The 12,303-nt window shown below is 69.0% G+C and carries 12 protein-coding genes; 4 read left to right on the top strand and 8 right to left on the bottom strand.

What is annotated here, in order from left to right; translation table 11 throughout:
- The first annotated feature begins 144 nt into the window (after window positions 1-144).
- Window positions 145-789 (top strand): hypothetical protein, encoded by a 645-nt coding sequence (locus EPY72_RS08700; RefSeq protein ID WP_135806159.1) that lies wholly within the window; start codon window positions 145-147, stop codon window positions 787-789.
- A gap of 529 nt (window positions 790-1,318) precedes the next feature.
- Here EPY72_RS08700 and EPY72_RS08690 read toward each other — a convergent pair.
- The 4 genes from EPY72_RS08690 to EPY72_RS08675 all read right to left on the bottom strand — a co-directional run bounded on the left by EPY72_RS08690 (window position 1,319) and on the right by EPY72_RS08675 (window position 3,406).
- Complete coding sequence (locus tag EPY72_RS08690; protein WP_135806158.1) at window positions 1,319-2,041, bottom strand: Nmad3 family putative nucleotide modification protein; 723 nt, start codon at window positions 2,039-2,041, stop codon at window positions 1,319-1,321.
- A gap of 46 nt (window positions 2,042-2,087) precedes the next feature.
- Window positions 2,088-2,372: a DUF7577 domain-containing protein gene (locus tag EPY72_RS08685; RefSeq protein ID WP_134668871.1), complete on the bottom strand. Its 285-nt coding sequence runs from the start codon at window positions 2,370-2,372 to the stop codon at window positions 2,088-2,090.
- Window positions 2,373-2,471: 99 nt separating this feature from the next.
- Window positions 2,472-2,951: a FlaD/FlaE family flagellar protein gene (locus EPY72_RS08680; protein ID WP_135806157.1), complete on the bottom strand. Its 480-nt coding sequence runs from the start codon at window positions 2,949-2,951 to the stop codon at window positions 2,472-2,474.
- A gap of 71 nt (window positions 2,952-3,022) precedes the next feature.
- Window positions 3,023-3,406: a hypothetical protein gene (locus EPY72_RS08675; RefSeq protein WP_135806156.1), complete on the bottom strand. Its 384-nt coding sequence runs from the start codon at window positions 3,404-3,406 to the stop codon at window positions 3,023-3,025.
- A 117-nt stretch (window positions 3,407-3,523) separates the two neighbouring features.
- Between EPY72_RS08675 and EPY72_RS08670 the strand changes: the two genes are divergently transcribed.
- Window positions 3,524-3,700: a YHS domain-containing protein gene (locus EPY72_RS08670; protein ID WP_135806155.1), complete on the top strand. Its 177-nt coding sequence runs from the start codon at window positions 3,524-3,526 to the stop codon at window positions 3,698-3,700.
- On the opposite strand, the gene EPY72_RS08665 is transcribed toward EPY72_RS08670, so the two are convergent.
- From EPY72_RS08665 to kdgK1, 3 genes are all read right to left on the bottom strand, one after another.
- Window positions 3,697-5,109: a dihydrolipoyl dehydrogenase family protein gene (locus tag EPY72_RS08665; RefSeq protein ID WP_135806154.1), complete on the bottom strand. Its 1,413-nt coding sequence runs from the start codon at window positions 5,107-5,109 to the stop codon at window positions 3,697-3,699. The two genes, EPY72_RS08670 and EPY72_RS08665, sit on opposite strands and share 4 nt — an antisense overlap.
- A gap of 83 nt (window positions 5,110-5,192) precedes the next feature.
- Window positions 5,193-6,401: a PGF-CTERM sorting domain-containing protein gene (locus tag EPY72_RS08660; protein ID WP_135806153.1), complete on the bottom strand. Its 1,209-nt coding sequence runs from the start codon at window positions 6,399-6,401 to the stop codon at window positions 5,193-5,195.
- A gap of 110 nt (window positions 6,402-6,511) precedes the next feature.
- A complete protein-coding gene (gene kdgK1, locus EPY72_RS08655; RefSeq protein ID WP_134668859.1) occupies window positions 6,512-7,465 on the bottom strand; it encodes a bifunctional 2-dehydro-3-deoxygluconokinase/2-dehydro-3-deoxygalactonokinase in 954 nt (317 codons plus the stop codon).
- A gap of 169 nt (window positions 7,466-7,634) precedes the next feature.
- Between kdgK1 and EPY72_RS08650 the strand changes: the two genes are divergently transcribed.
- Entirely contained in the window at window positions 7,635-8,930 is a 1,296-nt protein-coding gene (locus EPY72_RS08650) for an O-acetylhomoserine aminocarboxypropyltransferase/cysteine synthase family protein (RefSeq protein ID WP_135806152.1), read from the top strand.
- Window positions 8,931-8,940: 10 nt separating this feature from the next.
- On the opposite strand, the gene mutL is transcribed toward EPY72_RS08650, so the two are convergent.
- On the bottom strand, window positions 8,941-11,169 hold the full coding sequence (gene mutL / locus EPY72_RS08645) for a DNA mismatch repair endonuclease MutL (protein ID WP_210423514.1): 2,229 nt from the start codon (window positions 11,167-11,169) through the stop codon (window positions 8,941-8,943).
- A 157-nt stretch (window positions 11,170-11,326) separates the two neighbouring features.
- Between mutL and EPY72_RS08640 the strand changes: the two genes are divergently transcribed.
- The gene (locus EPY72_RS08640) at window positions 11,327-12,283 is read left to right on the top strand and encodes an acetamidase/formamidase family protein (RefSeq protein ID WP_135806151.1); all 957 of its coding nucleotides are present in this window, start codon (window positions 11,327-11,329) and stop codon (window positions 12,281-12,283) included.
- Window positions 12,284-12,303: the final 20 nt, after the last annotated feature.

Raw genomic sequence — 12,303 nt, 5'->3', positions numbered from 1 at the left:
ACCTTGCTCAGGACTACTCTGCGTCCCCCTTCCAGCCTGTTTTCAGGCATAGCGTCAAACTCCCTCTGCCGGACTCTGGCATCCAACTACCATCAGTAGGAAAGTAATATATAGTATATGTACTATCTTCGGAAATGATAAGATATGAAAGGCACATCAGTCGTCGTCCTTATTGGATTGTTAGTCGTTCTTGCCGGGATTGCTATGCCTTCAACTCAGACAAGCACTGTAGAAGGATGTGTATCGGGTGAACGAGATATTCCGGGTGATGGACACTGTTCAGGGATAGAATCAACCACGAAAGTCACTACCTCGAATCCTACAAAAGCACCAACCATTGGATTTGGAATCCTACTTGTTCTCATCGGAGGTGTAATGGGTTACAATACAGGATTTAGTGACAGTGCATCCGGTAGAAAAAGTGATACCGTTTTGCGAGCCAGCAGTGAGGTGGTTGATTTAGAAACTGGAGAAACCACTACACTGGTCCTCCCCGTTCATACAGATAATGTTGAAGTAGCAATAGAACGGTTCAAATCACGTTGTGTCAGTGAAGGATATGAAATAAAGGAAGAACCGAATGTGGAAGTCGAGGCAAAGTCACAAGGGCCATCTGATACTGGAAAAGTACAGAGTAACCAGAACACCGATAGAAGCGATAATATTGCTGTAAGAAGATGGCGGAAAGCAGACGGTCCACTTGAAAAGGGCTATCTAATTGCAGCCGGCTTAGCCATTTTTTGGTTCATCCTTGTAGTTGTTCTTGGCATAATTGGAATCCTCGTCTAAGGACTAACGGAGTCGCCGCCATCTCAATTGAATTATCGTTTAGATTAGTGATATACGAAAAACCATTGTTTATCGAGCATACTTTTTGATTTCCCCTTCCTGCCTGAGTTAGTAGGTCCCTCATTGAATTTGAATAAGCCAGTAGCTAATAGACCGGGGATTTATAGGAGTACACCTCATTCAATCTAAGTACGGAACGTAGAAAACAGCAAGAAGACGCCGAAAACAGTACAATCGGCGCAGGCCGATTGGTGGTAGGACATGAGCTTCCCAAGCTCATAGCCCGGGTTCAATTCCCGGCCGGCGCAGTGAGCGAGCGTGCGAGCGAACGAGCAGGCCAGAGATCGAACCCGATGCCAGACCGAACGAAGTGAGGTCTGGCATCGGGTTCGATTCCCGGCCGGCCCACTCCACAGTCTTTCTCCAGTCGGTTTCCGGATTTCCAGTGAAATCGCCACCGAAAGTCGAAGGACGGGAGACACAGTGAGCGACCGTCTTGACGTGGTCATCCCGGCGGCCACCCGTCGGGTCACGCCGGAGGCTCGTAGCCGTCCTCGATCAGCGCCAGCACGTCGGCGGTCTCGGCGGGTCCGAACCGCATCGGGCGGCGCCACCACGGCCCCTTCCCGGAGTCGCTCGACAGTTCGGTCACGATCCGATTCGCCTCGGCGCCGGCTCGCGCCGAGCTCAGCGGGACCGCCGTCTCGTAGAGGCCCGACGCCGCCTGTTCGCCGGCCAGCAACACCGCGGCGTCGAACTCGGCGCGCTTGCAGTGGGCGTTGGTCGCGAACGCCGCCCGGTCGTCGGCCGGCAGGTCGGCGTACGCCTCGCCCGAAACGGGGTCCCGAGCCAGCCGGAACTGCCCGACGAGGTACGCCCCCCAGTCGGGCGCGATCCACCCGCGGTCGGGGTCGCCCCGTGCGGTCAGAGTGGCGTAGAAGAAGACGTAGTCGCCGGCCGACAGCTCCGACAGCGGCCGGGCCTTCACGCCGTGGGGGTCGCCGTAGGTGTAGGCCTCACACTCGGGGTACTCGGCGAACTCCGGGTCGAGGTGGACCGGCTCGTCGAGGGCACCTTCGGGGACGTCGGCGTCGAGATCCAGATCGGCGTAGGTCGGCACCGAAGCCGACTCGCGGACGGGTTCGGACTCGGGGATCGGGACGAACTCGAACGAGCCGTCGGGGTAGATGGGCCCGCGTCTCCCGGGCGCGTTCGTGTTGGCTCCGACGTTGATGGCGACGGCGCGGGGCATACCCGCCGGTCCGGGCTCGGAGACCAAAAGTCCGCGCTTCGCCGGGTCACCGCGCGGTGATCGGGTTCACGCAGTTCCAGCAGTAGGTGTAGCCCGCCTCGTTTTCGGCGCCACAGCCCGGACAGACCACGACCGAGGGGTCGTCGTTCCGGGGGAGGTCGTCGAACTCCGCGGGCTCGTCGACGCCGGCCGACTCGGCGTTTGGCGGCGTCGCGCGGAACAGCGCGTGGTCGGCGTTCGCGTCGCCGTCGCGCCGGAGGTAGCGGTAGACGAACAACTGGAGCAACGAGAACACCAGCACGTACAGGACGATCCAGCCCCACACGCCCATACCGTGGTATACGGTGTCATGGTACTTTGCTCTTCTGCCGCCGACCGGGCGGTCCGGCCGGACGAGTCGGCGCGCGAGGCGGTCGCGTCGCGCGGGCGCTCAGCGCACCGACGAGAGGCGCGCGATGTACACCAGACTCATGACGTGGTCGTCGACGTCGAGGTCCGCCGGGCCGGGCCGGTCGGGATCGAAGCTCTGGACCTCCGAGAACCCGCGCATGTACTCCCGGAGTTCGCCTCGGGTCTCGTCGGTGATCCAGCCGACCTCCTCGTAGTAGTCGAGCGCGTTGCCGGTGTTCTCGAAGCCGGCCTTGTTGATGAGGAAATCGAGCCACTCGAAGACGACGACCTCCGCGCCGTACCGGTCGGGGAGCCCCGCGAGATATGGCTTGTCCGGGAGCGCTCCGACCGCCGAGAACTGGCTCTGGAGCCGGACCAGTTCGTCGCGCTGGGTGTGTCTGAGCACCTCGTCGGGCGAGGCGGGGAGGTCGGCGTCGGCGAACGCGTCGGGCGTCTCCCGGTTCGGGTCCGCGAGGCACCGCAGGTCGCGCAGGTCGTAGGCTCCGGGATTCGTCGACATAGTGATCGGGTAGTTTCGGCTAACTCGCACATCACATTTAAGTTTTTGTGCCGAGCGCCGCCAGAAACGGGTCAGTTCCGACGCTTGCGCGCGATGAGGAGGGTGCTCGCGACCGCGGCCACGAGACCGACGACGCCCGCGAGCTTGCGCATCCGACCGCCCGATTCGTCGCCGCCGATCTCGGGCTCGGAGCCGTGGTCGTACTCTGCAGACCGATCGGCGTCGGTGCCCCGACCTTTGAGTTTGACGACCGCGGCCCCGACCGCGGCGACCGCCGCGAGCAGGCCGACGAGCTTGAGCTTCCCGCCCGAGGACCCGCCGTCCTCGGATCGATCGGCCGGGGCCGAGCCCGACCCGTCGGACGAGCCGGCTCGGTCGCGGGCGGTTTCGGTGGCTGGCTCCGGGATCTCTTCGACGAGCGCGGGCTTGCTGAGGTTGATTTCGACGAGCGCCATGGCGAGACCTTCGTCGGGCGAACGGGTATACATTGGGGCTCCCCCGGCGAGATCGCGGACGCGTCTCCGACCCGCCGGGCCACAAACTACTCGCCGGCCACGGTCGTACGCGCGACGATGCCAACGTGTCCGGTCTGCGGCATGGACGTCGACGTGACCGCGCCAGAGGAGACCGACTACCGCGAGGAGAGCTACGCGCCCGCGACCGCCGAGTACGACGGGGAGAGCTACGCGTTCTGTAGCGAGGCCCACCGCGAAGCGTTCGCGGAGAACCCCGAGGAGTACGTCGATTAGTCCAGCCGCTGGGTCGCGTCCCGGAACAGGCCGTCGAGTATCTCCGGGGTCGTGGGATGGTAGGCCCGGTCGGGGACCTCCCGGACGTCGACCTCGTTTTCGACGAGAATCTGCATCGTCTTGGCCATCGCGTCGGCGTGGTAGTGGAGCCCCTGATACCCCAAGACGGTGCCGTCGTCGGCGTCGACCACGAGCTTCGCGAACCCCTCCGGGACCGCCTTGGTCTTGAACACGCCGTCGTCGCTTGCCTCGCGGGTGACCGCCACGTAGTCACACTCCCCGGCCGCGGCGGCCGCCTCCGAGACGCCGACGCGGGCGAACGGGTAGACGCCCGCGCCCGAGAACACGACGTGGTGGTGGACGTTGCGGTACGGCTCCGGTTCCCGACCCTCGCGGTGGGCGAGGATGTTCTCGGCGGCGCGGAACCCCTGCTCTTTGGCGACGTGGAGGATGGGCTCGCGGCCGTTGGCGTCCCCGACCACGAACACCCGGTCGTCGTCGCGGGCCTGCATGGTCGCGTCGACCCACCCCGCGCCGGGGTCGAGCGCGGTCTGTTCGAGGCCGAGGCCGTCGAGCGCGGGACGACGACCGGTGAACAGGAACAGCCGGTCGGCCTCGACCGCCTCGGCCTCGGTCCCGGCGTCGGTCTCGCGTTCGACGCGGAGTCGCACCCCGCCGTCGTCGGTCGGCTCGACCGATCGCTCGGTGGCGTTGGTCAGCACCTCGATTCCGAACGCGTCGCGGTAGATGTCGAGCAGTTCCGCCCCGAAGCGATCGTCGGCCTCGTCGAGGGGCGCGTCGTCGTGTTCGATCACGGTGAGGTCCATCTCGGCGGCCTCCGAGAGGTACGGCGCGAGTTCGAGTCCGACGTAACCGAAGCCCATCACGACCCCCGAGTCGGGAAACGAGGTCGCGTCGAGCACGTCGGCGCTGGTCGCGTACTCGACGTCGTCGAGGCCGGGCAGGTCGGGCACGTTGAGCGTAGAGCCCGTCGCGATCACCACGTAGTCGGCCTCGATCTCCCGGTCGCCGACCGCCACCGTGTGGTCGTCGACGAACGCGGCGGTCTCGTCGAGGAACTCGACGCCGTCGCGCTCGGCGAGCGCGTGGACCGCGGCCCGCCGGTGGGCCGCGAAGTTGCCGATGTGTTCGTCTTTGGTCTCGACGACCGCGTCGAGGTCGACCGTCGGGACCCCCTCGGTCCGGTGGTCGTGGCGCGCCTGAAACCGGTGTTCGGCCGCCGACAGCACCTCCTTCGAGGGCATGCATCCCCGGAGGATGCAGAGCCCGCCGCCGGGCTCGCCGTCGTCGACGAGCGTGAGCTCCAGATCGTCCGCCTCGACCAGTTCCTGTGCGACCGCGACCCCGGCGCTCCCGTAGGCGCCGACGACGACGACGCGAGTAGTCATGTATCGAACAACGTCGGCCCGCGGATTTAGTCGTTCGGCCCGCGGCGCTCCGACCGGCGGGTCGGACCGGCGCCGACCCCGAGCTATCGGCGCCGGGCGACGAGCGCGGCCCCCGCGAGCGCGACGGCCGCGATCGTCGCGGTGAACCCGGAGACGCCGCCGTCGCCGCCGGGCGCGGTGGCGTCGGCGTCCGTGCCGTCGGTGGCGGTCCCGGTCGACGGCTCCCCGTTCGCGGCGTCGGCTCCGGCCGTCGTCTCGGCCGTCGCGACGCCGTCGGCCGCGTCGTCCGACACCACCGTGACCGTCCGCGCCGAGAAGCGATTGACCGCGACCACCACGTCGGCGCCGGCCGACGCCTCGGCGCCGCTCTCGACCATGTACCGGGACTGCTCGCTCCCGAGCGCGCTCTCCAGTTGGGTGTACGCGGCGGCCTCGGCGGCGGCCTCGCCGTCCACCGTCACGGTCAGGTCGTCGGTCGCGTCCGGCGCCCGTCCGGGAAGGCCGGTGAGCAACACCGTCCCCCCGTCGGTCGTCCGAGTCACCGTGACGGTCACCGCGCTGTCGGTCGCGTCGGCGGCCTCGACGGTGGTGTTCCGATCGTAGGTCACGGCCCCGATCGCGGGGTCGGCGCCGGCCGACGCGACGTAGGTCTCGGCGGCGGCCCGCCCGTCGGCGATGAGTCGCTCCTGTCGGTCGTCGCCGGCGTCCGTGCCGGCCGGGTACGATCGGAACGCGAGCCGGCCGTCCTCGCCGAGGCGGGCGGTCACGCCGCCGTCGTCGTTGACCGTGAGGGTGCCCTCGCCGACGACGAGGACGGTGGCGTTCGTGCCGTCGGCGGTGGTGACCGCGACCCGCGAGTCGCTCTCGGCCGAGGCGGTCGCGCCCGCCGGGAGGTCCGCGACCACGTAGTCGGACCGGTCGCCCGACTCGACGAGGAGGACGCCGTGGCCGCCGTCGTGGGCGGTCACCGTCGCGCCGTTCCCGACCGCGAGACGAGCCCCGGTCCCGGCGTCGGCTTCGAGGTCGAGCGCCGCCCCGTCGATCCGGGTCACCGCCGACAGCGACGCGCCGGCGTCGACGAGCGCGCCGTCCTCGACGTCGCGCCGTGACTCGACGCGCACGGCGTCGAGCATCGGTTCGCCGTCGACCGCGTAGTCGACCACCGCGCCGTCGGCGGTGTCGAACGAGACGTGCGTGCCGGCGTACGTTCGGGTCGACGATTGGCCGGCCGCGATCGGCGCGGCGGTCGCCGCGGCGACGAGAACCAGCAGGGCGATCGCGAGTCGTGTCATTCCGATCGGGCGTGAGCGATCGTCACCTTATACGCTTTCTGGCCTCCGGGCGGACGCGGGTCTGCGGCCGGCCCGAACCGCGGGACCGCGTTCCGGATCACCGCGAGGAGCTACCGCTTGATCTCCTCGCCTCCCTCCGCGAGCACGCGCTCGACCTCCTCGCGCGTGACGACCGCCACGTCGCCGGGGATGGTGCGCTTGAGCGCGGCGGTCGCCGCGCCGTACTCCATGGCGGTCGCCACGCCGTCGCCCGCGAGCCGGCGGGCGAGGAACGCCCCGACGAAGGCGTCGCCGGTCCCGATGGGGTCGAGGGTGTCGGTCTCGAAGGCGGCCTGCTCGTGGACCGCGCCGTCGTGGCGGGCGAGCGCGCCGTCCTCCCCGCGGGTGACGACGACCGTCTCGAAGCCGAACTCCTCGGCGAGCCCGGCCGCGATCGCTCCGGCGTCGCCAGTCCTGGCGAGCACCTCCCGGGCGTCGCGCTCGGCGGTCACGAGCACGTCGACGTCGGGGAACAGCGCTTCGAGGCTCTCGCGGGCCGCCGCCGGCGACCAGAGCTTCCCCCGGTAGTTCACGTCGAACGCGGTGGTCGCGCCGGCGTCGCTCGCGGCCGCGAGCAACTCGGCCGTGGTCGCTTCGAGCGTCTCCGAGAGGGCGGGCGTGATGCCGCTGGTGTAGACGTACTCGGCGTCTTCGACCCGCGAAACCGGCAACTCCGCGAACTCGGCGGTGGTGACCGCCGCGCCCTCGCGGTCGTAGACGACGTTCGTCCCGCGGGGCGTGCCGGCGTGTTCGAGGTAGTAGGTCCCCTGTCGGCCCTCGTCGCTCCAGACGACGTCGGTTTCGACGCCGTGGCGCCGCAGGCCCGCGACCACGCGCCGGCCGAGCGGCGAGTCGGGGAGCTTCGAGGTCCAGACGGCGTCCGCATCGAGCCGGCTCGCCGCGACCGCGACGTTGCTCTCGGCGCCGGCGGCCCGGAATTCGAGGTCGGTCGCGGTTTCGAGGCGCTCGCCCCGCGGGGGCGAGAGTCGAAGCATCGTCTCTCCGAACGTCACGAGATCGGTCATGTGTCGGGCGTCGTGGCCGCGGGCCATAACGGACTCGGTCGCCGGCGTCGCGATCGGGGTCCCGTCGTCCGAGCCGATCGGCGGTGACAATTGCCGATACCGCGTCCGAACCGCAGTACTTGCTGACACCCGCCGACATAAGCGGTCGGCGTGCGTGTCTCCGACCGTCATGACCGACTCCGACGACCGCAGTTTCCACACCGAGAGCGTCCACGCCGGCCAAGAGCCCGACTCGGCGACCGGCGCGCGCGCGCCGCCGATCTACCAGACCACCTCGTACGTCTTCGACGACGCCGAGCACGCCGCGTCGCTGTTCGCGCTCGAAGAGCCGGGCAACATCTACAGCCGCATCATGAACCCCACGAACGCGACCTTAGAGGAGCGACTCGCCACCCTCGAAGGCGGGGTCGCGGGGCTGGCGACCGCGAGCGGAATGGGCGCGCTCAACCTCGCCACCTTCGTGCTCGCCGAGCAGGGCGACAACGTCGTCACCGCCTCGTCGCTGTACGGCGGCACCTACACCTACTTCACCCACACCGCGCCCCGGCGGGGGATCGAGGCGAAGTTCGTCGACACCCTCGACTACGACGCCTACGACGAGGCCATCGACGAGGACACCGCGTACGTCCACCTCGAAACCGTCGGCAACCCCGCGCTGGTCACGCCCGACATCAAGCGGGTCGCCGACATCGCCCACGACCACGACGTGCCGCTGGTGGTCGACAACACGTTCGCGACGCCGTACCTCTGCAACCCGATCGAACACGGCGCCGACATCGTCTGGCACTCGACCACCAAGTGGATCCACGGTAGCGGCTCGACGGTCGGCGGGGCGCTCGTCGACGGCGGGAACTTCCCGTGGGAAGAGGCCGACTACCCCGAGATCGCCGAGGAGAACCCGGCCTACCACGGCGTGAACTTCCGCGAGCGGTTCGGCGACGCCGCGTTCGCCTACACCGCCCGCGCCCGCGGTCTGCGCGACCTCGGCAATCAGCAGTCGCCGTTCGACGCGTGGGTCACCCTCCAGAAGATGGAGAGCCTACCGCTCAGAGTCGAGCGCCACTCCGAGAACGCACTGGCGGTCGCGGAGTACCTCGAAGACCACGACGACGTGGCGTGGGTCAACTACCCCGGGCTGGAGAGCCACGAGACCCACGACAACGCCAGCGAGTACCTGGAGGGCGGCTACGGCGGCATGATCACCTTCGGGCTGGAGGGCGGCTACGAGGCCGGTCGCGCGGTCACCGAGGAGACCGAACTCGCGAGCCTGCTCGCGAACGTCGGCGACGCCAAGACCCTGATCATCCACCCCGCGAGCACAACCCACCAACAGCTCACCGAGGAAGAACAGCTCGCGAGCGGCACCACGCCCGACCTCGTCCGGCTGTCGGTGGGCATCGAAGACGTCGAGGACATCGTCGCGGACCTCGATCAGGCCATCGCGGCGGCGTCCGAGAGCGCGTAGCGGCGCCGGACTACTCCGCGCGCCGGCCCGCGTGGCCGGGGTAGTCGCGCTCGAACCGGTCTTCGATCTCCGCCTCCGAAAACTCGATGAGCACGGGGCGGCCGTGCGGGCAGGCGTAAGGGTTCTCGCAGTCGTCGAGCGCCGAGAGCAGTTCGACGACAGATCCCTCGCGGAGCGACGTGTTTCCGGTGATCGACGGGTAACACGCCAGATCCGCCAGCAGGTCGTCGGCGACCGCCTCGACGGTGTCGCCGCGGTCGGCGGCGTCGGTCGAGACGAACTCCCCCAGCGCGTCCCGGAGGAGCGCGGGCTCCAGCGTGGCGTCGAGGACGGTCGGCGCGGTCCGGACGCGGACGGTGCGCTCGCCGTCCGCGCGCTCGGCCCGGAACCCAAGCCGTTCGAGCGCCTCGCGGTGGTCGTCGAACACCGCGGCCTCGCCCGCGGTGAGTTCGAGCTCGACCGGTTCGGCCAGCATCTGGGTGGTCGCGTCGTCCTCGAACTCGGCGACGAGCCGCTCGTAGTTGATGCGCTCGTCGGCGGCGTGCTGATCGACGAGCACCAGCCCGTCGGACGTCTCGGCGACGACGTAAGTGTCGTGGAGTTGGCCGAGCACCCGCATCCGCGGCAGGGTCTCGAACTCGGGATCGTCGGGCGACGCGCCGTCGAGTGTCGCCGCGTCGGTCGGGCCGGCGAACTTCCGGTCGCCGGTCGCGTCCGGTTCGGCGGTGGTCGAACCGACGGCGTCGTCGGACGACCCGTCGGCGTCGTCCGGGCGGTCGCGGCGGGCGGCGTCGCCCCCGGTGCCGCGAGTCGGCGCGGTCGAAGCGTCCGCCGACGAGCCGGGACCGTCCACCGAACCGCTCGCGCCCGATTCGGCCCCCTCCACACTCGATTGGGAGGCCGCGGGCCGGCCTGCGGGGTCATTCGCGGACGACCCTGTCCCGGACTCAACGGGCGACTCCGCGGACGCGCGCGAACGCTCCTCGGTGGCGGCCGTCGCGGTCTCCTCGGCGGTGTCGGCCGTCGCTTCGGCGGTCCCGCGGGCCGCTTGGGCCGGCCCGTCGGCGGTCCCGCGGGCCGATCCGTCCGACCGGTCGGACCCGTCGAGCGTCGACTGCTCGCGGTCGGCGGCGGCCCCCCGCTCGGTCAGTTCGGCCTGCTCGCCGGCGTCCGGTTCGGGATCGACGCTCGCCTCCTCGGGGGCGCTCGCCCCGCGGGGCGCCGACGACCGGACGAGGCCGGCGTCGAGTAGCGCCGATTCGACCGCGGCCTCGACCGCGTCCCGGACCGCCTGCTCGTGCTCCCAGCGACACTCCATTTTGCGGGGGTGGACGTTGACGTCGACCTCGCCCGGCGGGACCTCGACGAACAGGACCGCGAAGGGGTACCGTTCGGCCGAGAGCTGGCCGCCGTACGCCGAGAGCACGGCGTCCCGGACGGTCGCCGAACTCACGTACCGGCCGTTGACGTAGGTCGAGAGGTACTCGCGGGTGCTCCGGGTGGTCTCGGGGTCGCTGACGTAGCCCGAGACCGACACGCCGTCGCCGGCCGCCTCGCCCTCGACCCGAATCATCGACGTGGCGACCTCCCGGCCGTACACCGACAGGAGCGCCGACTGGAGGTCCCCGCGGCCCGAGGTGGCGAACACCTCGCGGTCGTCGTGGGTCAGCGAGACGGCCACGTCGGGGTTCGCAAGCGCGTAGCGGGTCACGACCGTGTTGACGTGGGAGAACTCCGTGGTCTCGGTCTTGAGGTACTTCCGGCGGGCGGGCGTGTTGTAGAAGAGGTCCGCGACCTCGACGGTGGTGCCCTCGGGCCGACCCGCGGGACCGACCGACTCGACCTCGCCGTCCTCCAGTCGGAGCTCGGTCGCGCGGTCGCCACCCCGGGGCTTGGAGGTGATGGTCACTCTGGCGACCGCCCCGATGGTGTGGAGCGCCTCGCCGCGGAACCCCAGCGTCGTCACGCCCGAGTCGAGGTCCTCGGCGTCGCTGATCTTGCTCGTGGTGTGTTCTTCGACCGCGGTCCGGAGGTCGGTCTCGCTCATCCCGACGCCGTCGTCGCTGACGACGACCCGGTCGGTGCCGCCGGCCTCGACGGTCACGTCGATGCGGTCGGCGTCGGCGTCGAGGCTGTTCTCGACCAGCTCTTTCACCACCGAGGCGGGGCGCTCGACCACTTCGCCGGCCGCGATCTTCCGGATCGTCGCGTCGTCGAGCTTCGCGATGCGGTCGCTCACGGCCTCGCCCTCCCGTGTCGCGGATCGGCCGCGTCGCGCCGACGCGAGCCGTCGGTACCGTCCGTCATGCGCCCAACCACGGAGGTGGCGACTATCAATCCACGGTTCCGCGTTCTCCACGTTTAAGCCGCTGTGCCACGGAGTGACGTGCATCGCCATGTCAGCCACGCCGGACTACCGAATCGACGCCAGCGACGACAACGTCCATCAGACGTGGGACAACGACCACGACCCCGTGCGGACGGTCGAACCGGGGGCGGTCGTGGAGTTCGACTGTCGGGACGCCACCGACGGCTACCTCGACGAGGACTCGACCGTCGCGGACGTGGTCGAGATGGTCGACGTCGGGGGCGGCCACCCGCTGACCGGCCCGGTCGCGGTCAAGGGCGCACGGCCGGACGACACGCTCGCGGTCGACCTGCTCGACCTCGAACACGAGGGGATCGGCTACTCGTACTTCTACCCCGGCGCGGAGGAGTGGGGACTACTCTCCGAGGAGTTCCCGGACGCCGGCCTCCACGTCTGGGACCTCGACGGCGACGTGGGCCGCTTCGCGAACGGGATCGAGGTTCCCCTCGACCCCTTCCCGGGGAACCTCGGGGTCGCGCCCGGCGAGGACGGCTCGCACAGCACCACGCCGCCCCGCCGGGTCGGCGGGAACCTCGACGTGAAGCACCTGACCGCGGGTTCGACGCTCTACCTGCCGGTCGAGGTCGCGGGCGCGCTGTTCAGCGTCGGCGACTGCCACGGCGCGCAGGGCGACGGCGAGGTCTGTGTCACGGGCATCGAGGCGCCGATGACGGTGACCGCCCGACTCCGGCTCGCGTCCGACCGGTCGGTCGATCGGCCGACCTTCGAGACGACCGGTCCCTACTCGGCCCACGGCGCCGGCGAGCCGGCGTACGGTACGACCGGCATCAGCGACGACCTGATGGACGCGACCAAGGAGGCGGTCCGCGCCATGATCGATCACCTCCGCGAGAACCGCGGGCTGACCGGCGCGGAGGCGTACCTGCTGTGCTCGGCGATCGTCGACCTCAAGATCAACGAGGTCGTCGACAAGCCAAACTGGGTCGTTTCGGCGTACCTCCCCCAGCGGATCTTCCCGGAGTAGCCCCGACGGGCCGAATCCAC

The organism is Halorussus marinus, from assembly GCF_004765795.1.
Classification (GTDB): domain Archaea; phylum Halobacteriota; class Halobacteria; order Halobacteriales; family Haladaptataceae; genus Halorussus; species Halorussus marinus.
This window is presented reverse-complemented; position numbering and strand designations above follow the sequence as displayed.